Raw genomic sequence first — 20,984 nt, 5'->3', positions numbered from 1 at the left:
CTCGTTCCTGATTTGCCATCCGGTTCTCCAAAGTGAAAACCGAAGTTTGACCAGGCCTTGCCAACTTTCATATGTGGTCGCGCTGGACGCTTACCTCAATCAACGTGACCGCATGCCTCGTCGAGAACCAAGTGGACAATCAATACATTGTTGGCTACGTCAAGAACATCACTAGCCTCGGAGGCGCAGCAAGCGTGGTCAAGGCTGGCACCGAGGTGGTGCTCGCGGTTGATGCCTTGGAATTCGATGAAACTCCACGCGGGTTGGTTCGGGGCGACTACGAAGTCTCGGCAAAAATCTCGGTACGGGTCTTAATGCCAGATGGCTCGCATCAAAATCGAGAGTTGCGCACATCGCGAAAGCTTATCTTGTATTGAGAGCGCTGCCTAACGCTTCCATCGCCCAACAAGCCACGCGCCGCCTTTCATGGCAAACGTTGAGCGACTGTTTTGTAGAATCACGAAGGTCCGCAATGGGGCGGTACCTGCCGGTCGCCTTGGATGCAGGACCAGACCAACCTCGGACTAACTGACCCCGGCCGGCGCCTCAGAATTCTTCCCATTCATCGTTGGCCGCTGCAGGCGTGCGACGTTCGGTTTTGCTGCGGCGGTCGGAAGTACGGTCGGCAGTGGTGCTCGCATCGCTCGCTGCTGCGCGTGAACTGGCGCGTTGATCAGGGGCGGTGAGGCGTTTCGTGCGTGCCGAAGATCCTTCGGACGAAGCGGCACTGCCATCTCTTGCTCCGTATTCGACAGCGCGTGCGGCAGCTCGGGGCTGGGCGCTCCAGCGGGCTACTGCGTCCGTACCAAGTTTGAACGAGGCGGCGACTTGCGCGAGCTGGGCGGCCTGCTCCTGCATGCTGGCGGCAGCGGCGGCGGCTTCTTCCACCAAGGCGGCGTTCTGCTGCGTCACCTGGTCCATCTGGCCGATGGCCTGGTTCACTTCATCGATGCCCACGCTCTGTTCGCGGCTGGCGGATGTGATCTCGCCCATGATGTCGGTCACGCGGCGCACGCTGGTCACCACTTCACCCATGGTGGTGCCGGCCTGTTGCACCAGCGAGGTGCCGGCGTTGACCTGCACCACGGAGTTGTCGATCAGCTCCTTGATTTCCCTCGCTGCAGCGGCCGAGCGTTGGGCCAGGTTACGCACTTCGGAAGCGACCACGGCGAAGCCGCGGCCTTGCTCGCCGGCGCGCGCCGCTTCGACGGCGGCATTCAGCGCGAGGATGTTGGTCTGGAACGCGATACCGTCGATGGTGCCGATAATGTCGACGATCTTGCGCGAGGACGCGTCGATGGAGCCCATGGTCTGTACCACCTGGCCGACGATCTCGCCGCCGCGTGCCGCCACGTCCGATGCCGCCTGCGCCAACTGGTTGGCCTGGTTGGCGTTGTCGGCGTTCTGGCGCACGGTGGAGGTCAGTTCCTCCATTGAGGACGCGGTTTCTTCGAGCGAGCTGGCTTGCTGTTCGGTGCGCGAGGAGAGGTCCAGGTTGCCCTCCGCAATTTCGCTGGAAGCGGTGGCGATTGCAGTGGTGCCGGTCTGCACCTGGCTCACCACGCGGCGCAGCGCATCGTTCATGCCGCGCAGGGCCTTCATGAGGTCCCCGATTTCATCCCGGGCGGTGTGTTCGTCGAAACGCGTGGTCAGGTCGCCTTCCGCCACGGTGTTGGCGATGCCAAGTGCGGAATTCAGCGGTACGGTGATACTGCGCGAGATAACCCAGGCGGCCCAGGCGCCAAAGGCCAGCAGCAGGACGCCGAGCGTGAGCATCAGGCGGTTGCTGCGCGCGTTGGCTTCGTTGATGCCGGCTGCGGTGGCGTCGATGGCTTTGCGCTGCTGCGCCAGCAGTTCCTTCACCTTCTCCTGGTAAGCCTTGGCCGCAGGATCGAACACTTCGCGGTACAGGCGTTCGCCTTCCGCGGCGTCGCCAGCCTTCTTGGCGTTCATTACCTGGTTTTTCGCGTCCTGGTATTTGCCGCGAATGGTAACCGCGTCCTGGTAGATCTTGCGTTCCTCATCCGTCTCCAGCAGGCCCTCGATGGATTTCAACAGTTCGGCACCGCGCTTGGCGCTGTCGGCAATCGCGGTGGCGAAAGTGTTCGACAGTTCGGCATCGCTGCTGCGTGAAATCATCTGGGTGCGTGCGATGGCCGAGTAGATCAGCACATACCAGTCCGACACGATGCGCTCCTTGGCCAGCGGCCGATCCATCATGGCGCGCGTGGCGTTGGCGGTTTCGTTGGAATGGTAAAGGGCATAGCTGGTGCCGATGGCCGACAACAGCAGGACGATGCCGAAGCCCGCCGCAAGGCGGGGCCCAATACGGAGCTGGGACAGGAATTGCATACAAGCCTCCACTGAGTTGGAGTTCTAGTATGCACCTGAATAGTTGCGTGGTAGATATCCCGTTGCAAGGCTGCAACAAGGAGTAACACCTAGCTTAAAACTGCTGAGCTACGTTCAGATTCGGTTTTTCGGCCCACGCGGCCAGCGCGTCGGCCATGCGCTGGCTTTCGCCGATCGCATGAGTCCAGTCGCGGATGCGGGCGGCGTGGTCCTGGCCGTAGTGCTTGAAGTCCGTGCGGTCCGGCAGTTTGCGGTTCGGCAGGCGCGCCACGAAGGATGGCGATGGCGACACCAAAATCACGTTGTCCAGCGCGCTGTCGCGGGCACGCCGCCACGGCATCGATTTATCGAGCCAGCCCGGTACGATATGGTCGGTGAAGTGCGGGTACAGCACCAGGCCTTCGTCGCGCTGGTAGGGCAGGTGCAGATGGTAGTCGATCAAGCCGCCGTCCCAGTAGTCGCCGGGTGGTGCGCCGTGGATGTCGCTGACCGCTTGCAGCACCAGCGGAATCGAGCCTGAGGCGAGCAGGGCGGAATGCAGGTTCTGTTCCGACAGGCCGACATAGTGCGAGACAAAGGCGTCGAAGCTGTTGCGCAGCCAGGCCGCGTCGTCGCGGGTGTCGTGGAAGACCACGCGTTCCATGGCGCCGGCCAGGCGGCTGCGCGAGACGGCGTTGCCGGCGGCGGCGCGCAGGAAGCCCGCCATTTCGCGCCAGCGGCTGCCGCGCGTGCGGGCCAGCGGGCCGATTCCGCGCACGGTGATCACCGATAGCAGGTAATCGGGATTGGTCAGCATTTCACCGCCGCGGCCATCGAGCACGCTGTCCAGCAGGCCGCGGATGACGCGGCTGACGTAGGCGTCATCGACCTTTTCCGGGTAAGTCTGGTGAGCGTAGTGGTGGGCCAGGCGCTGGTGCGCGGCCACGGGATCATGGAAGGCGCCGGCTGCCATGCGCCAGGCGCCGATGGAAGCACCGATCAGGCGCCGTTTGCGCGGCGCCTGCTTCAGCCACTCGCCGAACATCCATTGGTCGATGCCGTTCAGGATCAGGCCTTTGGGTCCGCCTGCCGCAGCAGGGATGATGGCGATGTCGGCGGCCTGCAAGCCTTCGCGCTCGATGCGCTGGCGGGCGCGCTGGCCGAGCCGGATACTGATCGGTGAATCCACTACTTCAAACCTCCTCCAAGCGCCCGGTATAGATCGATGGCGCTGGTTGTGCGCAGCAGGCGTGCCTGGACCAGGGCCTGCTCCGCGGTGAACAATTCGCGTTGGGCATCGAGCACGTCGAGCGAGCTGGCGACCCCGTTTTCAAAGCGTAATTGTAATAGACGCAGGCGCTCGGCCTGGGCGTCCTGTACCGCGCGCTGGGCGGCGACCTGTTCACCGAGGTAGCTGCGGGCGGCCAGGGCGTCGGCTACTTCGCGGAAGGCTTGCTGGATGGTCTTCTCGTAGTCGGCCACGGCGATGTTCTTGCGGGCGTGGCTGACGTCGAGATTGGCGAGGTTGCGGCCGGTGTCGAAGATCGGCAGCACCAGTTGCGGGGCAAAGCTCCAGGTGCTGCTGCCGCTTTCGAACAAGCCGCTGAAATCGCGGCTGGCGCTGCCGATCGAGGTGGTCAGCGTAAGGCGCGGGAAGAAGGCGGCGCGGGCGGCGCCGATGTTGGCGTTGGCGGCTTTCAGGCGCTGCTCGGCGGCGCGGATGTCGGGGCGGTTGGCCAGCAGGTCGGAAGGCAGTCCGGCCGTCAGGGCGGACATGGCGTCAGCCTGGGCGTCCTCCGTCGGGGCGGGGCCGCCGCTCGCTGTACCCGCCGGCAGCGCCTGGCCGACCAGCAGGGCCAGGGCATTGGTGGCTTGCGCCCGCTGGCGTGCAAGGGCGAGGGCAGAGGCACGCGCGGTCTCCATCTGCTGCTCGTTGGAGCGCAGGTCGAGGCGCGAGGAGGCGCCGCCTTCGACGCGCTGTTTCGTCAGTTCGAAGGTGCGCTTGCGGGCGTCGTACGTGCTTTCGGCCAGCGTTTGCTGTTCGGCGAAGGCGCGCTCCGTGTAGTAAGCCTTGGCGACTTCGGCGACCAGGCTGATCTGGGCTGCTTGCCTGGCTTCTTCCGTTGCCAGGTAGCTGGCGAGGGCGGAGTCGCTCAGGCTTTTCACCCTGCCGAAAAAGTCGAGTTCGAAGGCCGATATCCCAAGGCCCGCGTCAAAGCGTTCGTTGACCTGTGCCTGGCTGTTCGAGTTGGCGAAGCCGGGCGAGCGGCTGCGCGACTCGCTGAGCGTGGCGTTCAGCGTCGGCAGGCGGTCGGCGCGCTGGATGCGGTAGGCGCCACGTGCTTCCTCGATGCGCAGGGCGGCGATGCGCAGGTCGCGGTTGTTTTCCAGCGCTGTCGTGATGAGTTGCTGAAGGCGGCCATCAGGGAAGAAGGTGCGCCAGCCGGTGTCTGCAGCGGACAGCGTCGCGCCGGCGGATGCGTTACTACCGGCAGCGCCGACGGCGGCCGGTAGGGCGGCGAAGGTGTCGGCGATCGGTGCGGCGGGGCGCTGATAGGTTGGCGCCATCGAGCATCCCGAAACTGCACCGGCCAGCAGCAGCGAGGCGGCCAGCGCGCGGAACGCGGGGGAAGCGGGAGAGGCGGGCTTCATCATTGTTTCGACTCCGGAAGATCCAGTTCATGCGCGGCCAGGCGGCGTTGGCGTTCGCTGCCTTTGAAGATGCGGCGCACGACCACAAAGAAGACAGGCACCAGGAACACCGCCAGCACGGTGGCGGTAATCATGCCGCCCATCACGCCGGTACCGATGGCGCGCTGCGAGGCCGAGCCGGCACCGGAAGCGATCACCAGCGGCAGCACGCCGAGGATGAAGGCCAGGGACGTCATGATGATCGGACGGAAGCGCAGGTGCACGGCTTCCAGCGTCGCCTCGATCAGCCCCTTGCCCTGGGCTTGCAGGTCCTTGGCGAACTCGATGATCAGGATCGCGTTCTTGGCCGACAAGCCGATAATCGCAATCAGGCCGACCTTGAAGTACACGTCGTTCGGCAGGTCGCGGATATGCGCCCCCAGCAGTGCACCGAGCACGCCCAGTGGCACCACCAGCAGCACGGCGACCGGGATCGACTCCGATTCGTACAGCGCGGCGAGCACCAGGAAGGCGGCCAGCATCGACAGTGCAAACAGCGCCGGCGCTTGCGATCCGGACAGGCGTTCCTCGGCCGATTGGCCGGTCCACTCGATGCCGAAGCCTGGCGGCAGTTGTTCAGCCAGGCGTAACAGTTCCTCCATGGCCTCGCCGGTGGAGTGGCCCGGCGCGGCACCGGCGCTCAGGCGGTAGGCCGGATAGCCGTTGTAGCGTACCAGCTGGATCGGGCCGGTCACCCAGCGCGTACTGGAGAACGAGGCGAACGGCACCATCGTACCGGTGCTGCTGCGTACGTTGAGGCGCAGGATGTCCTCGGGCTGCATGCGCCGTTGCTGGTCGGCCTGCACGATCACGCGCTGCTGGCGCCCGCTGCTGGCGAAATCGTTCACATACGACGAGCCGAACGCCGTACCCAGCGTGGCGGTGATATCGGCGAACGATACGCCCAGCGCATTGGCTTTTTCGCGGTCGATGTCCACCTGCAGCTGCGGCGCATCTTCCAGGCCTTCAGGACGCATACCGGTCAGGATCGTGCTTTTGCCCGCCAGCTCGAGCAGCTGGTTACGTGCCGCCAGCAGTGCCTCGTGGCCCAGGCCGCCGCGGTCCTGCAGGCGGGCTGTAATGCCGGTGGCGTTGCCAAGCTCGCGGATCGGCGGCGGGCTCAGTGCGAACACTTGCGCATCCTGGATGTGGGCCAGGCCGCCGAAGGAGCGGCCGGCAATCGCATCGGCCGACTGGTCGGGGCCGCGCTCCTTCCAGTCTTTCAGCGGCACGAACACCAGGCCGGCGTTCTGGCCATTGCCGGAGAAGCTGAAGCCTGCCACCGCAATGGTGCGCGCCACGCCCGGCTGGGCGCGGAAGTAGGCATCCACCTCGGCCAGCACCGCCTCGGCGCGGTTGCGCGAAGCGCCTGGCGGCAACTGGACATTGGCGATGATATAGCCCTGGTCTTCATTCGGCAGGAAGGAGGAGGGCAGGCGCACGTAGAGCCAGGCCACGATGCCCAGCAGCGCTGCAAAGATCAGCAGGAAGCGTCCGGTGCGCGTCAGGATCTTCGCCACCCAGCCCTGGTAGCGGGTCGCGGTGACGGCGAAGGCGCGATTGAACCAGCCGAAGATGCCGGTCTTGGCGTGATGGTGGCCGGCTTCAACCGGCTTCAACATGGTCGCGCACAGCGCCGGCGTCAGCGACAGCGCCATCAGCGCCGAGAACACCATGGCCGATACCATCGACAGCGAGAACTGGCGGTAGATGGCGCCAACGGCGCCGCCGAAGAATGCCATCGGGATGAAGACCGCGATCAGCACCAGCGTGATGCCGATGATCGCGCCGGTGATCTGCGACATGGCCTTGCGCGTCGCTTCGCGCGGCGACAGCCCTTCCTCGCTCATGATGCGTTCGACGTTCTCCACCACTACGATCGCATCGTCGACCAGGATGCCGATGGCCAGCACCATGCCGAACATGGTCAGCACGTTGATCGAGAAGCCGAACACCTGCATGGCGGCGAAGGTACCCATCAGCGCTACCGGTACCACGATGGTCGGGATCAGGGTGTAGCGGATGTTCTGCAGGAACACGTACATCACCAGGAACACCAGGGCCACCGCTTCCAGCAGGGTCTTGACCACTTCCTCGATGGAGATCTTGACGAACAGAGAGGTGTCGTAGGGCACGGTGTACTTCAAGCCGGGCGGGAAGTATTTCTGCAGCTCGTCCATCTTTTCACGCACGATGGTGGCAGTGGCCAGCGCATTGCCGGTCAATGATTGCTGCACGGCGATGGCAACGAAAGGCTGTCCGTTCAGGCGCGCGCTGATGCTGTAGCTGGAGCCGCCCAGCTCCATGCGGGCCACGTCGCGCAGGCGCACCAGCGAGCCGTCGCGGTTGGCGCGCAGCACGATCTTGCCGAATTCCTCGATGGATGTCAGCTGGCCAGTCACCACCACGGGAGCAAACCAGGCCTGGGCGCGCGTGTTGGGCAGGTCGCCCACCGTGCCACCGGCCACGTTGGCGTTCTGCTGGCGGATCGCGGCGGTGACGTCGCTCATATTGAGCTTGTAGCCGGTCAGTTTGTCGGGATCGACCCAGATGCGCATCGAACGCTCGGTACCGAACAACTGGGCCTGGCCCACGCCTGGCAGGCGCTTGACCTCATTGAGCACGTTGCGCGCCAGGTAGTCGCCGATCGCTGTCGGATCCATGCTGCCATCGGCCGAGTAGGCGCCGACGAACATCAGGATGTTGGAGCGCGCCTTGTTGACCTGCACGCCTTGCTGGATCACCGCTTGCGGCAGGCGCGATTCGACCCGCTTGATGCGGTTCTGCACGTCCACCGCTGCCAGGTCGGGGTTGGTGCCCGGCTGGAAGGTGACGGTGATGCTGACGGAGCCGCTCGAATCGCTTTGCGACTCCACGTATTGCAGGCCGTCGGCGCCATTCATCTCCTGTTCGATCACGGAGGTGACCGAGTCGTCCAGTACCTGCGCGGTGGCGCCAGGGTAGGTGGCGCTGACCACGATCGATGGCGGTGCAATGGTCGGGTACTGCGCCACCGGCAGCATGGTGATCGCCAGCGCTCCACCCAGCAGGATGAAGAGGGCGATCACCCACGCGAACACGGGGCGGTCGATAAAGAACTTTGCCATGGGGCGGCCCCTTTACTTGGCCGCCGGGGCGGATGCGGCAGGCGCAGCGCCTGCCGGTGCCGGTCCGGATGCCGGACCTTTCCACGGTACAGGATTGACCGTGCCGCCTGGTTTGGTTTTCTGGAAGCCTTCCACGATGATGCGCTCGCCGCCTTTCAGGCCCGAGCTGACCACCCACTTGCCGCCGGCTGCTGCGTCGGCCTTCACCGCCACCGAGCTGACCTTGTTGTCGGCGCCGACCACCAGCACCGACGCGCCTTCCGCACCGCGCACCACGGCTTGTTGCGGCACGGTGATGGCCGATTCGTTGACACCCTGTTCAAGGCGCGCTCGCACATACATGCCCGGCAGCAGGGTGCGTTCTGGGTTCGGGAATTCGGCGCGCATCGAGACGGCGCCGGAAGATTCATCCACCGCCACGTCGGCGAACAGCAGTTTGCCGGCGCGTGAATATTCCAGGCCGTCCTCTGTCAGCAGGGTGACGCGGGCCTGATCCTTGCCTGCGCCTTTCAGCGTGCCGGCAGCCAGCGCCTGCTTAAGGCGCAGCAGCTCGGCGGAAGATTGGGTAATGGTGACGTAGATCGGGTCCAGTTGCTGCACGGTCGCCATTGGCGTTGCTTCATTCTGGCCCACCAGCGCGCCCTCGGTGACCAGGGCACGGCCGACACGGCCCGAGATCGGTGCGGTGACCGTGGCATAGCCCAGCGTCAGGCCGGCATTCTTGCGTGCCGCCCGAGCCGACTGTAATTCTGCGCCAGCCTGCTTTTGCGCGGTGACCGCATCGTCGTATTCCTGCTGGCTGACGGCCTGCGCCGCCAGCAGCGGCTTGTAGCGTTTGGCCTTCAGGTCGGCCTGCGCCAGGTTGGCTTCGGCGCGGGCGATGGCGGCATCGGCGCTGTCCACATTGGCCTGGAATTGCGCGGGATCGATGCGGAACAGGACTTCACCTGCCTTGACGTCGCCGCCTTCCTTGAACACCCGTTGCAGGACAATGCCCGGCGTACGCGCGCGCACCTGGGCGATGCGCGAGGCTTCGACGCGCCCCGGCAGCTCATTCGTAATGGTCACTTCGCCGCTGGTGGCGGTGATCACGGAAACGGTGGGAGGGGGCGGGGCCGACTTGCCGGCGTCTTTTTTATCGCCGCAGGCCGCCAGGATCACGGTAAGCGACAGGGCTGCGGCAGCCAGGGGCAGGGTGCGCAATACAGGTTTCATTGGGCGTCTCTTCTTGTGAGGTGGGACAGCGCCGAAAATTGTATAACACTAGCAATTGTAACGTTTTGTATAGCGAAAAGGGCGCCGAAGCGCCCTTTTTGAGGTGGCTGCGGGAAACACTTAGCGCATGGCCGAGATCATCTGCTTCAGCTTGTTGGAGTCGGCCACGAAAGCGCGGATGCCTTCGGCCAGCTTCTCGGTCGCCATCGCATCTTCGTTCAGCATGAAGCGGAACGTCTTCTCATCCATCGAGATCTTGACGGCGGTGCCGGTATCGGCCGGGGACAGCTTGCGCTCGACCGGTGCCTGGGTGTCGGCCAGCTTTTGCAGCAGGTCCGGCGAAATGGTCAGCAGGTCACAGCCGGCCAGTTCGATGATCTGGCTGGTGTTGCGGAAGGACGCGCCCATCACTTCGGTCTTGTAGCCGAACTTGCGGTAGTAGTTGTAGATGCGCTTGACCGACTGCACGCCCGGATCTTCGGCGCCCTGGTAGTCGATGCCGGTGGACTTCTTGAACCAGTCGTAGATACGGCCGACGAACGGGGAAATCAGCTGCGAGCCCGCTTCGGCGCAGGCGATTGCCTGGCACAGCGAGAACAGCAGGGTCATATTGGTGCGGATGCCTTCCTTCTCCAGTTGCTCGGAAGCGCGAATGCCTTCCCAGGTGGAGGCGATCTTGATCAGCACGCGTTCGCGCGGGATGCCGGCCTTCTCGTACAGGGCGATCAGCTCACGGCCTTTGGCCACGTTGCCGTCCACATCGAACGACAGGGCAGCGTCGATTTCGGTCGACACGCGGCCCGGCACGTACTTCAGGATCTCGGTGCCGAAGGCGATCAGCAGCTTGTCGATGATCTCGCCGGAGGTGGCGTTCGGGTTGTCGCGCACGGCTTTTTCCAGCAGCGGCTTGTATTCATCCTTCTGCACCGCCTTCAGGATCAGCGATGGATTGGTGGTCGCGTCGCGCGGCGCATAAGCCTTGATCGACTGGAAATCGCCGGTGTCGGCAACAACGGTAGTGTATTGCTTGAGCTGTTCGAGCTGATTCATTGAAGGCCTGGGTACGTGAGGGACGAAAAAAAACCTATTGTACTAAATCGGCGCGGTCCGCCATGTTGCGTTTACAATGGGGATTATTAGTATTTTCATATTTTGGTCTGAGGAGTTAGCCATGATTTTGGCAATTGTTGGTGCGCTGCTGCTGGCGCTGGGCCTGTTTTCCGGCGCCGCGCTGGTGTTGGCGCAACTGGGCGTTGGGGGATTGGCGGCCGGCGTTTCGCTGTGGCTGATGTTCCCCTTGTTTAGCGTGTCCGGTTACCTGTTGTTTGCGACCGGCGCGCGCGTGGCCAATTTCCGCGCGCTGTCGTTTGCCGTGTCGGTCGCCTTGCTGCTGCTGGCGCTCGGCTGCGCGGCTGCGCTGGTGGCCGATGCCACTGCCTTGTTGGCGCTGCACGGCGGTACTGGAGCGTTGTGGTATGTGTTGCTGATTGCCGGTGTGCTGGGCGCAACCGGCGCGGCCTCGCATGGAAGGGTGGCGACGCAGTAATCGCGCAATTCCTTCATGAAATCAGTCGCAGTCATCGGCGGCGGCATCACTGGCGTCACGACAGCATATGCGTTGGCGCGCCGCGGCCTGCAAGTCACCTTGTTCGAGCGCCATCGCTATCCGGCCATGGAAACGTCCTTCGCCAACGGCGGCCAGCTATCGGCCTCCCATGCGGAAGCGTGGAACAGCTGGAGCACGGTCGGCAAAGGCTTGAAGTGGATGCTGCGCAGCGATGCGCCGCTGCTGGTCAATCCCAGGCCGGGCTGGCACAAGCTGTCCTGGTTCGCCGAATTCCTGGCTGCCATTCCCCGCTACGAGAGCAACACCATCGCCAGCGCGCGGCTGGCGATTGCCGCGCGCGAGCACCTGTTTGGCTGGGCGCACGAGGAGGGCATCGATTTCGACCAGCGGCATGAGGGCATCCTGCATGTCTACCGCGACAAGGCCGGTTTCGAGCATGCGGCACGGGTGACCGGGCTGCTGGCGCAGGGCGGCTTGCAGCGGCGTGCCGTGACGCCCGCGGAAATGCGGACAATCGAGCCGACGCTGGAGGGCCGATTCTACGGCGGTTTCTACACCGAGAGCGACAGCACGGGCGACATTCACAAATTCACGTTGGGGTTGGCGCAGGCTGCCGAAGAGCGCGGCGTAGAAATGGTGTGCGGCGCCGATGTACACGGCCTGCAGGCCGGCGAAGAAGGCGCGCGGATTGCGCTCTTGCGCGATGGCGGGCAGGAGACGCGGCATTTCGACGCGCTGGTGGTCTGCGCCGGCACGGCCAGCCGCCGCTTTGCCGCCATGCTGGGCGACCGCGTGAATGTTTACCCGGTAAAGGGCTACTCGATCACCGTGATGCTGGAAGACCCGGCCAGCCGCGCTGGCGCGCCGACGGTCAGCCTGGTGGACGATGCCGCCAAGCTGGTCAGCAGCCGCCTTGGCGCCAACCGCTTCCGGGTGGCGGGAACGGCGGAATTCAACGGCTTTAACCGCGATATCCGCGCCGACCGCATCGCGCCGCTGGTGCACTGGGTGCAACAGTGCTTTCCAGGCGTAGGCACGCGCCAGGTAGTGCCGTGGGCAGGCTTGCGACCGATGATGCCGGACCTGATGCCGCGCGTCGGCGCGGGCAAGCGGCCGGGCGTGTTTTACAACACCGGCCATGGCCACCTGGGATGGACCATGTCGGCCGCTACTGCCGAGCTCATCGCATCGCAGGTGCAGGCCGCGTGACTGGACAGCGCGGCAGGATGGTCTATGGTGAAGATTGGCGGCCCGGCCGCGAATCAGGCAACCGAAGGAGACCATCATGCCACGCTATATTGTTGAGCGCACTTTTCCCGAAGGCTTGCACATCCCCGTCACGGCCGACGGCGCCAAAGCCTGCGAGGCAGTCATCGGCACCAATGCCCGCAGCGGTGTCACCTGGATCCACTCCTATGTGAGCGAGGACCTGCGCAAGACTTACTGCCTGTACGAGGCGCCATCCCCGGAAGCGATCCGCGAGACGGCGGAATTGAACCAGCTGCCGGTCGACAAGATCACACAGGTGACGGCGCTCGACCCTTACTTCTACAAAGGCTAGGCGGGCAGCCTGACCACCACGCGGTTGCGGCCTTCGCGCTTGGCGCCATAGAGCGCGCGGTCGGCCGCTTCCAGCAGCGACTTGGCGTCGTTCAGGTGCTCCTTGTCGAAACTGGCGACACCGATGCTCAGCGTGACGTGGGGATGTACCGCCTCTGGCGCGTGCGCCAAGTGCAGCGATTCAACGTGGGAGCGGATCACTTCCGCGTGCTGCGCCGCCTGTTCGGGCGTGGTGTCCGGCAGGATGGCGGCAAACTCCTCGCCGCCGTAGCGCGCGGCCAGGTCGGCCGGGCGTTGCAGGCGCGAGGCGAAGGCTTCGGCCACCATGGTCAGGCAGGCATCGCCTTGCTGGTGGCCGAAATGGTCGTTATAGGCCTTGAAGGAGTCGATGTCCATCAGCAGCAGGGATAGGCCGGCACCCTGGCGCTGCGCGCGGCGCAGTTCGCGGTCAAGCGCGACGTCGAAGTGGCGCCGGTTGGCGATGCCGGTCAGGCCGTCCACATACGATTGCGCCCGCAAGGCTTCGGCCTGGCCGCGCAGTTGGCGCTCACGGCCCACGGTGTTGCTGACGTCCGCCACCTCGACCAGGCAAAAGCGCTCTTTGCCTTCGTTGAAGGGCGTCAGCGTGACGGCTTGCTCGATACGCTCGCCGCCCCAAGTGCCGGCAGCGAACAGTGGGAATGGCGTGCGGTCCTGGTTTTGCGGCAGCACGGACGGCAGGTTGCTGGACAGCGCGGTGTGCAGCGATTGCTCAATGCGCTTGCCGGACAGCTCGGGGAAGGCTTCCACCAGCGTCAGTCCCTGCACGCGCGGTGCCGCCATGCCGGAGCGGCTGGCCAGCCATTGGTTCCAGAATATAATGCGTTGGTCGGCGTCCAGCACCATCAAGCCGAGGTTTGCGAGGCCCAAAACGCGGCCATATAGTGTTGATTCTTGCATGAAAGGCATTATATGGATTTTAGAGTTTCGTGTCGGATTTTCCTGTTGAAAAATTTCATTGTGGAAAAATATAATGCTGTCATGAAAAATCTAATTATCCTGGCCGCGCTCTGCGCCGCCTTCACCGCGCAGGCCGCGGAAGCAACGCCGCAAGCGGCACTTGATCAATTCCTGAAGTTCGAACTGGACGGCGGACGCCTTCACAACGATACCGAAGGCTATTACGAGCAGGTTCATCTGGTGGACGGCTGGAAAACCGACGCGCTGAACTGCGACGGCGCACGCTGCAAGGCAACCGTCACCTTCACCTACACCCCGACGGCAAAGCTGGATATGGAGCAGGCGGTACCGCATCCAACCGGCGGCACCGCGCAAGTTGAATACGTGGTGCAGCAGAAGGGCGGCCAGTGGCAGGTGGAAGCCGGCAAGGACACGCCCCACGTTTCGCGCGTGGCGCTGGAAAAAATGCTGAAAGAAGGTCTCTGATTAAAAGTCGGGGTCAGCTCTGGCAACCGGACATTTTGCGTCGCAAAATGTCCGGTTGCCAGAGCTGACCCCGACTTTTAACTTCTAACCGATAAAGGAGTCGAACTGCATGTCGAACTCCTGCAGCGCCTTCTGGGCGTTTTGCATTTTCTTGCGGAATTCGGGGCCGCGTTTCAGTGCCAGGCCGACGGCCAGCACGTCGATCACCACCAGGTAGGCCAGGCGGGCCGAGATCGGGGTGTAGGGGTCGGTATTGAAGATCAGGTCGATCGGGATCAGCACCGACGCCGTTTCCGCCAGCGGGGTGCCGGAGGGCGCCAGCACGATCACGTCGGCACCGCCTTCCTTGGCCAGCTTGGCCGAGCGTACCAGCGCGGGGCTGTTGCCGCGCTGGGAGATCGCTACCACCGCGTCGCCTTCATGCAGCAGGGCCGCTGAAATGCTGTGGATGGCCGGGTCGGCGTAGGCCACGGTCGGCACGCCGGAGCGGAAGAACTTGTGCTGTGCGTCGGCTGCCACGATGCCTGAGGTGCCGTGGCCGTAGAACTCGATCTTGCGCGCGCGCGACAGGATGTCGAGCGCCTTCTGCACCGGTTCCGCATTCAGGTTGTTGCGCAGGTCCAGCAGCGTGTTGATGGAGCGGCTGCAAATCTTGTTCACCAGGTCGGACGCCAGATCGTCCTGCGCCGGCTGGTCGTTCAGGCCGGGCAGGGCGAGCGCCAGGCCTTGCGCCAGCTTCAGCTTGAATTCGTGCCAGCCGTCGTAGCCTAGCGTGCGGCAGAAGCGCACCACGGTCGGCTCGGACACTTGCGCGCTCTTGGCCAGCGCCGTGATGTTGGCGCCCACCGTGCGGGCCGGATTGTCTAGCACCGCCAGCGCGACCTTGCGCTCCGATTTGGAGAGCGAGTCGAGCTGCGTGCGGATGGAGTCGAGCAGCATTTAGTCTTCCGGCAGCGCTTCTTCGCGCCATTGTAGCCCGTCGCGACCGATCAGGGCACTGGCGGCCGCTGGACCCCAGGTGCCGGAGGTGTATGGCAGCGGCGTGGAATCGTCCTGCTCCCAGTTGTTCAGGATCGGTTCGACCCATTCCCAGGCCGCTTCCAGCTCGTCGCCGCGCATGAACAGGGTCAGTTGGCCGCGCAGCACGTCCAGCAGCAGGCGCTCGTAGGCGTCCATGCGCGGCATCTTGAAGGTTTCGCGGAAGTCCAGTTCCAGCTCCGCCGGTTTCAGGCGCATGCCTTCGCCCGGGGTCTTGGCCATCAGGTTCATGCGCAGGCCTTCGTCAGGCTGCAGGCGGATCACCAGGGAGTTCGGCTGGAAGCTGGAGGTCGGCTGGTTGAAGATCGAGTGCGGGATCTGCTTGAAGCGCACCACGATCTCGGCCAGCGAGTCGGCCATGCGTTTGCCGGTGCGCAGGTAGAACGGCACGCCGGCCCAGCGCCAGGTGTCGATCTCCACTTTCATGGCGACGAAGGTTTCGGTCTTCGAGTTCTGCGGCGCTTCAGGCTCGTCGCGGTAGCTCGGCACGGCCTTGCCTTCCACGTGGCCGGCACGGTACTGGCCGCGCACGATGTTCTGCGCCAGCGTGGTCGGGGTGAAGCGCTTCAGCGAGCGCAGCACCTGCAGCTTGGAGTCGCGCACGGCGTCCGGAGCGATCGAAGTCGGCGGCTCCATGGCGACGATACAAAGCAGTTGCAGCAGGTGGTTCTGCAGCATGTCGCGCAGCGCGCCGGAGGTGTCGTAGTAGCCGATGCGATTGCCTACGCCCAGCTTTTCGGCGATGGTGATCTGGACGTCGGAGATCCACTCGCGGCGCCACAGCGGTTCGAACAGGATGTTACCGAAGCGTAGGGCCAGCAGGTTCTGCACGGTCTCTTTGCCCAGGTAGTGGTCGATCCGGTAGATCTGCTGTTCTTCGAAGACCTTGCCGACCTCCTTGTTGATCTGCTTGGCCGAGGCCAGGTCGCGGCCTAACGGCTTTTCCAGCACCACGCGCGAATTGGCGGTGGCCAGGCCGTTGTCTTTCAGGTTGTCGCAGATGCGCGAGAACAGGGCCGGCGGGGTGGCCAGGTAGTAGACGCGAGTGATCGCCGGATCGGTGCGCAGTGCTTCCACCAGGCCCTTGTAGGTGGCTGGATCGACAGCGTCCAGCGAAACGTAGACGATGCGTGCAATGAAACGCTCCCAGTTTTCATCGGTGGCTTTGGCTGACTTGATGTGGGGGCGGGACGTGGTGGTCACCATATTGATGAACTCTTCCTGCGTGCTTTCCTGGCGGCCGACGCAAACGATGCGCGCGGTCGGCGGCAGGTCGCCGCAGACGTCGCGGCTGAACATAGCGGGCAGCAGCTTGCGCATTGCGAGGTCGCCGCTGCCGCCAAACAGAACCAGGTCGAAATCAGAGAGAGCCATAATCTTCTTCAGTGTGGGGTGGATCAATTTTCTACGTAGGCCGGCTCGATGCGGCCGGCAACAGGCATGCGAACCGACAGTACTTTGCCGCTCAGCGGCATGGCCGCCAGTTCGTCCGCTGGGCGTTTGCCGGCAGTCGTGATATACAGCGTGCGCAGGTCGGGGCCGCCGAAAGCCACCATGGTCGGGCAGCGCACCGGCAGGCGGATCTCATCGAGCTGCTCGCCCTGCGGCGACAGCTTGAGGATGCGGCCGCCCTCGAACATGGCGACCCAGTAATTGCCTTCGCTGTCGACGGCCGCGCCGTCGGGGCGGCCGCCGTAGTCGGCCGCCGACTTGTCGGTGCCGAAGCGGCGTACATCGCGTTCATCGGTGACGGTGCCCGACAGCAGGTCGAAGGCGAAGCGCGTGACGCGGTGGCTGGCTGTCTCGGCGTGGAACATGGTCTTGTTGTCCGGACTGAAGCCCAGGCCATTCGAATTGACCATGCCGCCCGACCAGACCTTGCGCACCTGGCCGCGTTCGAGCACGTACATTTCCGCCGCCGGCTTGTCGCGCGGCTCGTAAATGGTGCCGCACCAGAAGCGGCCTGCCGCGTCGCACTTGCCGTCGTTGAAGCGGGTAGTCGATTGGTCGAACGGCGCCTCCGCCACCAGTTTCAGTTCGCCGGTATCCGGGTTGAAGTGCGAGAAGCCGCGGCGCTGGGCGACCATCAGGCCGCCGTTTGCCGCGCGTGCCAGCGACGATGCTTCGCTGTCGACCTTCCATTGCTGGTGCCGGCCGGTGGCGGTGCACAGGCGATGGATGGCAAAGCCTTCGATATCGACCCAGTACAGCGCTTTCTCGTCCGGCGCCCACAACGGGCTTTCGCCCACGGTCATGGTGGCATCGCAGGCGACTTCGATCCGGTAGCTGTTCATTGGATCTGGGCCGACTTGGCCATCACGATCAGGCCATTGGTCGAACTGTCATGCGCTTCCGGATCGACCTTGCCGGTCAACTCAGCCTGGATTTTCCTGGCCAGCACCTTGCCCAGTTCCACGCCCCATTGGTCGAAGCTGGCGATATTCCAGATCACGCCCTGCACGAATGTCTTGTGCTCGTACAGCGCGATCAGCGCGCCGAGGGTGGATGGCGTGAGCTGGTCCATCAGGATGGTGTTGGACGGGCGATTGCCTGGGAAGGTCTTGTGCGGGGCCATCTCCTCGATTTCAGCGGCCGGCAGGCCGGCGCCTTTCAGCTCCGCGCGCACTTCGTCTTCGGTCTTGCCCTTCATGAAGGCTTCCGACTGGGCGAAGCAATTTGCCAGCAGGGCGTCGTGGTGGCCCGGCAGGTCGTGCGTCGCGCGCAGCGCGGCGATGAAGTCGATCGGCGTGATGTCGGTGCCCTGGTGCAGGAGCTGGAAGTAGGCGTGCTGCGCGTTGGTGCCGCATTCGCCCCAGACGATAGGGCAGGTTGGCGTGTCGACCGGCTGGCCGTTCCTGGTCACGCGCTTGCCGTTGCTTTCCATGTCGAGCTGCTGCAGGTAGGCCGGGAAGCGGTTCAGGTCCTGGTGGTAGGGTGCGATGGACAGCGAGCCGGCGCCCAGGAATTGGCGATTCCAGAAACCGATCAGGGCCAGCAGCACCGGCATGTTCGCCTCCAGCGGCGCTTCGCGGAAGTGTTCATCCATCGCGTGCGCGCCTTCCAGGAAGGCCTGGAAGTAGCCGAAGCCGATCGCGACCGCGACCGACAGGCCGATTGCCGACCACACGGAATAGCGGCCGCCAACCCAGTCCCAGAACGGGAACATGTTTTCGGGATCGATGCCGAAGGCACGCACCGCATCGGTATTGGTGGACACGGCGACAAAGTGGCGCGGCAGGTCCGCTTCCTTTGCCTTGGCCAGGAACCAGGCGCGAGCGGTCTGCGCGTTCAACATGGTTTCGGCGGTGGTGAAGGTTTTCGAGGCGACGATGAACAGCGTGGTCTCAGGATTCACCTGCCCGAGCACCGCATCCATATCGTGGCCGTCCACGTTGGAGACGAAATGCATTTTCATGCGTGGATGGCAGTAGGAACGCAGCGCCAGGACGGCCATTTTCGGGCCCAGGTCGGAGCCGCCGATGCCGATGTTCACCACATCGGTGATCGGCCTGCCGGTATGGCCCAGCCAACCGCCATTGCGCACCTTGTCGGTGAACACCTTGATGCGGTCCAGCACTGCGTGCACCTCGGCGTTGACGTCCTGGCCATCGACCTTTTGTTCCTTGCCGCGCGGCATACGCAGGGCGGTGTGCAGCACGCTGCGGCGTTCGGTAATATTGATTTTTTCGCCGGCGAACATGGCATCGCGCTGTTCCGCCACGCCGCGCGTGCGGGCCAGGTGCACCAGCAGCTTGATGGTTTCGTCGTCGGCGCGGTTCTTGGAGTAGTCCAGGAACAGGCCAGCCGCATCGACCGTCATGCGCGGAAAGCGGCCAGGGTCGTTCTGGAATAACTGGCGCATTTGCCAGTCGCGGGCATCGTGGGCGTGGTTTTCGAGGGCCTGGTAGGCGGCGGTGGAGGTCAGGGCGGGCAAGCGCATAATGTCCTGTGGCATATGGTTTTGTGAATTGTGTTTAACTATACAGGAAAAGCAGGTAAATTCACTACAAATCTTTATGCGCGCTGGTGAATTGCGGGGCTTTTGCGCGTGATTAAGCGTGGTGAGAGCGCTCGCAGTCGGAAATTTTGTAGTAAAATTTCCGTAAATTCATTGAAAAGGAACGATCATGCCGTTGCATCCAGTCCTGGAAAAAGTCACCGCACGCGTCATCCAGCGCAGCCGCGTTTCCCGCGGCGCCTACCTGGCGCACCTCGAGGCGGCCCGCGTCAAGGGCCGCACCCAGCGTGGCACCCTGTCCTGTACCAACCTGGCGCACGGTTTTGCCGCGTTCCCGGCGAACGATAAGCTGATCCTGAAGGAGGTGAAGCAGCCTTCCGTGGCGATCATCTCCGCTTACAACGACATGCTGTCGGCCCACCAGCCCTTCGAGGCCTTCCCGGCCATCATCAAGGATGCGGTACGCAAGGTTGGCGCGGTGGCGCAGTACGCGGGCGGTACGCCGGCCATGTGCGATGGCGTGACCCAGGGTCAGCCCGGCATGGAGCTGTCGCTGTTCTCGCGCGATGCAATTGCCATGTCGGCGGCGATCGGCCTGTCCCACAATATGTTCGATTCCGTGTTGTACCTGGGCGTGTGCGACAAGATCGTGCCGGGCCTGCTGATCGGCGCGCTGCACTTCGGCCACCTGCCTGCCGTGTTCGTGCCGGCCGGTCCGATGACCTCCGGCCTGTCGAACAAAGATAAAGCGGCGATCCGCCAGCGTTATGCGCAAGGCAAGGCCACCCGCGAAGAGCTGCTGGAAGGCGAGTCCCAGTCCTATCACGGCGCCGGCACCTGTACTTTCTACGGTACCGCCAACTCCAACCAGCTGCTGATGGAAATCATGGGCCTGCACCTGCCCGGTGCCGCCTTCATCAACCCTGGCACCCCGCTGCGCGATGCGCTCACTGCCGCCGCCGCACAGCGCGCGGCGCAGATCACTGAGATGGGCAACGAATACATCCCGGTCGGCCATATCGTGGACGAGAAGTCCATCATCAACGCCGTGGTGGGCCTGCTGGCGACTGGCGGTTCGACCAATCACACGCTGCACCTGGTCGCAATCGCCAAGGCGGCCGGCGTGGTGATCGACTGGGACGATTTCAATGAGCTGTCGGCCGTGGTGCCGCTGCTGTGCCGCATCTACCCGAACGGCGACGCCGACGTGAATCACTTCCACGCTGCCGGCGGTACCGGCTTCGTGATCCGCGAACTGCTGGATGCGGGACTGCTGCACGACGACGTCAACACCATCCTGGGCCGGGGCCTGCGCGGGCACTGCGCCGAGCCGTTCCTGAACGACGATGCGACCGGCGTGGTCTTCAAGGAAGCTCCGCTCAAGAGCGCGGACGAAAAAGTGCTGCGCGGCGCCGCCGATGCGTTCTCGAAAGACGGCGGCATGGTGCTGGTGCAGGGTAACCTGGGCCGCGCCATCATGAAGGTTTCCGCCGTCAAGGAAGAGCACCGCAGCGTGGAAGCGCCGGCACTGGTGTTCGATTCGCAGGAAGCCTTCATGGCAGCCTACAAGGCCGGCACACTCGATCGCGACTTCGTGGCGGTGCTCCGCTTCCAGGGCCCGAAAGCCAACGGCATGCCGGAACTGCACGCCCTGACCCCTGCACTGGCCAACCTGCAGGACGCCGGCCGCAAGGTGGCCCTGGTGACCGACGGCCGCATGTCCGGCGCTTCCGGCAAGGTGCCTGCCGCGATCCACGTGTCGCCGGAAATCCTGGCGGGCGGCCCACTGGGCCTGGTGCGCGACGGTGACATCATCCGCCTGGACGCCGCCAGCGGCACGCTGGAAGCGCTGGTTGCCTCCGACGTGTGGCATGGCCGCTCGCTGGCGCAGGCCGACCTGTCGCCAAACCAGATCGGCATGGGGCGCGAACTGTTCTCCATGTTCCGCAGCAGCGTGTGCGCGGCGGAGCAGGGCGCGACCATGTTCCCGCTGCCGTCCCCGATCCCGACCACCGTGCCGCTGCACGGCGAAGACAATGTGGGCAATACCGTGCCCGGTTCCGATGAAGATTTCCTCGCAAAGAAAGCCTGA

At 64.1% G+C, this 20,984-nt stretch carries 17 protein-coding genes; 6 read left to right on the top strand and 11 right to left on the bottom strand.

Features of this window, described 5'->3' with window-relative positions:
- Window positions 1-131 precede the first annotated feature (131 nt).
- Window positions 132-377, top strand: a complete 246-nt coding sequence (locus BM269_RS17500) for a hypothetical protein (protein ID WP_139232776.1) — start codon at window positions 132-134, stop codon at window positions 375-377.
- 169 nt (window positions 378-546) lie between these two features.
- Here BM269_RS17500 and BM269_RS17495 read toward each other — a convergent pair whose 3' ends face one another.
- From BM269_RS17495 to tal, 6 genes are all read right to left on the bottom strand, one after another.
- Window positions 547-2,352 carry a methyl-accepting chemotaxis protein gene (locus BM269_RS17495; protein ID WP_090439479.1) on the bottom strand — a complete coding sequence of 602 codons (1,806 nt, stop codon included), beginning with the start codon at window positions 2,350-2,352 and terminating at the stop codon, window positions 547-549.
- Window positions 2,353-2,446: 94 nt separating this feature from the next.
- The gene (locus BM269_RS17490) at window positions 2,447-3,520 is read right to left on the bottom strand and encodes a lysophospholipase (RefSeq protein ID WP_090439476.1); all 1,074 of its coding nucleotides are present in this window, start codon (window positions 3,518-3,520) and stop codon (window positions 2,447-2,449) included.
- Window positions 3,520-4,986 carry an efflux transporter outer membrane subunit gene (locus BM269_RS17485; RefSeq protein ID WP_304443172.1) on the bottom strand — a complete coding sequence of 489 codons (1,467 nt, stop codon included), beginning with the start codon at window positions 4,984-4,986 and terminating at the stop codon, window positions 3,520-3,522. Before BM269_RS17485 ends, BM269_RS17490 begins: the two co-directional genes overlap by 1 nt.
- On the bottom strand, window positions 4,983-8,129 hold the full coding sequence (locus BM269_RS17480; RefSeq protein WP_090439472.1) for an efflux RND transporter permease subunit: 3,147 nt from the start codon (window positions 8,127-8,129) through the stop codon (window positions 4,983-4,985). The genes BM269_RS17485 and BM269_RS17480 overlap by 4 nt, the downstream gene beginning before the upstream one ends.
- A gap of 12 nt (window positions 8,130-8,141) precedes the next feature.
- Window positions 8,142-9,344 carry an efflux RND transporter periplasmic adaptor subunit gene (locus BM269_RS17475; protein ID WP_090439470.1) on the bottom strand — a complete coding sequence of 401 codons (1,203 nt, stop codon included), beginning with the start codon at window positions 9,342-9,344 and terminating at the stop codon, window positions 8,142-8,144.
- A 120-nt stretch (window positions 9,345-9,464) separates the two neighbouring features.
- Complete coding sequence (gene tal / locus BM269_RS17470; protein ID WP_090439467.1) at window positions 9,465-10,394, bottom strand: transaldolase; 930 nt, start codon at window positions 10,392-10,394, stop codon at window positions 9,465-9,467.
- A gap of 121 nt (window positions 10,395-10,515) precedes the next feature.
- On the opposite strand from tal, the gene BM269_RS17465 reads away from it, so the two are divergent.
- From BM269_RS17465 to BM269_RS17455, 3 genes are all read left to right on the top strand, one after another.
- Window positions 10,516-10,890 (top strand): hypothetical protein, encoded by a 375-nt coding sequence (locus tag BM269_RS17465; RefSeq protein WP_090439464.1) that lies wholly within the window; start codon window positions 10,516-10,518, stop codon window positions 10,888-10,890.
- A gap of 15 nt (window positions 10,891-10,905) precedes the next feature.
- The gene (locus BM269_RS17460) at window positions 10,906-12,120 is read left to right on the top strand and encodes a D-amino acid dehydrogenase (protein WP_090439460.1); all 1,215 of its coding nucleotides are present in this window, start codon (window positions 10,906-10,908) and stop codon (window positions 12,118-12,120) included.
- 76 nt (window positions 12,121-12,196) lie between these two features.
- Window positions 12,197-12,472, top strand: a complete 276-nt coding sequence (locus BM269_RS17455) for a DUF4242 domain-containing protein (RefSeq protein WP_090439457.1) — start codon at window positions 12,197-12,199, stop codon at window positions 12,470-12,472.
- Here the strand turns inward: BM269_RS17455 and BM269_RS17450 are convergent.
- Complete coding sequence (locus BM269_RS17450; protein ID WP_229204690.1) at window positions 12,469-13,410, bottom strand: GGDEF domain-containing protein; 942 nt, start codon at window positions 13,408-13,410, stop codon at window positions 12,469-12,471. The genes BM269_RS17455 and BM269_RS17450 overlap by 4 nt on opposite strands.
- Before the next feature lie 81 nt (window positions 13,411-13,491).
- Here BM269_RS17450 and BM269_RS17445 point away from each other — a divergent pair, with 81 nt between their 5' ends.
- Window positions 13,492-13,896, top strand: a complete 405-nt coding sequence (locus BM269_RS17445; protein ID WP_090439451.1) for a hypothetical protein — start codon at window positions 13,492-13,494, stop codon at window positions 13,894-13,896.
- An 84-nt stretch (window positions 13,897-13,980) separates the two neighbouring features.
- Here the strand turns inward: BM269_RS17445 and BM269_RS17440 are convergent, their stop codons facing one another.
- From BM269_RS17440 to pgi, 4 genes are read right to left on the bottom strand one after another with little or no spacing between them, the layout of a single operon-like run.
- The gene (locus BM269_RS17440; protein ID WP_090439448.1) at window positions 13,981-14,835 is read right to left on the bottom strand and encodes an SIS domain-containing protein; all 855 of its coding nucleotides are present in this window, start codon (window positions 14,833-14,835) and stop codon (window positions 13,981-13,983) included.
- Window positions 14,836-16,308: a glucose-6-phosphate dehydrogenase gene (gene zwf, locus BM269_RS17435; protein ID WP_090439446.1), complete on the bottom strand. Its 1,473-nt coding sequence runs from the start codon at window positions 16,306-16,308 to the stop codon at window positions 14,836-14,838.
- 23 nt (window positions 16,309-16,331) lie between these two features.
- Window positions 16,332-17,228 (bottom strand): SMP-30/gluconolactonase/LRE family protein, encoded by an 897-nt coding sequence (locus tag BM269_RS17430; protein ID WP_090439443.1) that lies wholly within the window; start codon window positions 17,226-17,228, stop codon window positions 16,332-16,334.
- A complete protein-coding gene (gene pgi / locus BM269_RS17425) occupies window positions 17,225-18,874 on the bottom strand; it encodes a glucose-6-phosphate isomerase (RefSeq protein WP_090439547.1) in 1,650 nt (549 codons plus the stop codon). The genes BM269_RS17430 and pgi overlap by 4 nt, the downstream gene beginning before the upstream one ends.
- A 187-nt stretch (window positions 18,875-19,061) precedes the next feature.
- On the opposite strand from pgi, the gene edd reads away from it, so the two are divergent.
- Window positions 19,062-20,984: a phosphogluconate dehydratase gene (gene edd / locus BM269_RS17420; RefSeq protein WP_090439440.1), complete on the top strand. Its 1,923-nt coding sequence runs from the start codon at window positions 19,062-19,064 to the stop codon at window positions 20,982-20,984.

The organism is Duganella sp. CF458 (assembly GCF_900113115.1).
GTDB lineage: Bacteria > Pseudomonadota > Gammaproteobacteria > Burkholderiales > Burkholderiaceae_D > Rugamonas.
Note: the sequence above shows the minus strand (reverse complement) of the source record. Positions and strands in the feature narration are given on the sequence as shown.

What these genes read in the sequence shown, in the direction of transcription:
- BM269_RS17495 (WP_090439479.1), bottom strand. Translation starts at nt 2,352, where the DNA reads ATGCAATTCCTGTCCCAGCTCCGTATTGGGCCCCGCCTTGCGGCGGGC.
- BM269_RS17485 (WP_304443172.1), bottom strand. Translation starts at nt 4,986, where the DNA reads ATGATGAAGCCCGCCTCTCCCGCTTCCCCCGCGTTCCGCGCGCTGGCC.
- BM269_RS17480 (WP_090439472.1), bottom strand. Translation starts at nt 8,129, where the DNA reads ATGGCAAAGTTCTTTATCGACCGCCCCGTGTTCGCGTGGGTGATCGCC.
- BM269_RS17475 (WP_090439470.1), bottom strand. Translation starts at nt 9,344, where the DNA reads ATGAAACCTGTATTGCGCACCCTGCCCCTGGCTGCCGCAGCCCTGTCG.
- tal (WP_090439467.1), bottom strand. Translation starts at nt 10,394, where the DNA reads ATGAATCAGCTCGAACAGCTCAAGCAATACACTACCGTTGTTGCCGAC.
- BM269_RS17465 (WP_090439464.1), top strand. Translation starts at nt 10,516, where the DNA reads ATGATTTTGGCAATTGTTGGTGCGCTGCTGCTGGCGCTGGGCCTGTTT.
- BM269_RS17460 (WP_090439460.1), top strand. Translation starts at nt 10,906, where the DNA reads ATGAAATCAGTCGCAGTCATCGGCGGCGGCATCACTGGCGTCACGACA.
- BM269_RS17455 (WP_090439457.1), top strand. Translation starts at nt 12,197, where the DNA reads ATGCCACGCTATATTGTTGAGCGCACTTTTCCCGAAGGCTTGCACATC.
- BM269_RS17450 (WP_229204690.1), bottom strand. Translation starts at nt 13,410, where the DNA reads ATGCAAGAATCAACACTATATGGCCGCGTTTTGGGCCTCGCAAACCTC.
- BM269_RS17445 (WP_090439451.1), top strand. Translation starts at nt 13,492, where the DNA reads ATGAAAAATCTAATTATCCTGGCCGCGCTCTGCGCCGCCTTCACCGCG.
- BM269_RS17440 (WP_090439448.1), bottom strand. Translation starts at nt 14,835, where the DNA reads ATGCTGCTCGACTCCATCCGCACGCAGCTCGACTCGCTCTCCAAATCG.
- zwf (WP_090439446.1), bottom strand. Translation starts at nt 16,308, where the DNA reads ATGGCTCTCTCTGATTTCGACCTGGTTCTGTTTGGCGGCAGCGGCGAC.
- BM269_RS17430 (WP_090439443.1), bottom strand. Translation starts at nt 17,228, where the DNA reads ATGAACAGCTACCGGATCGAAGTCGCCTGCGATGCCACCATGACCGTG.
- pgi (WP_090439547.1), bottom strand. Translation starts at nt 18,874, where the DNA reads ATGCGCTTGCCCGCCCTGACCTCCACCGCCGCCTACCAGGCCCTCGAA.
- edd (WP_090439440.1), top strand. Translation starts at nt 19,062, where the DNA reads ATGCCGTTGCATCCAGTCCTGGAAAAAGTCACCGCACGCGTCATCCAG.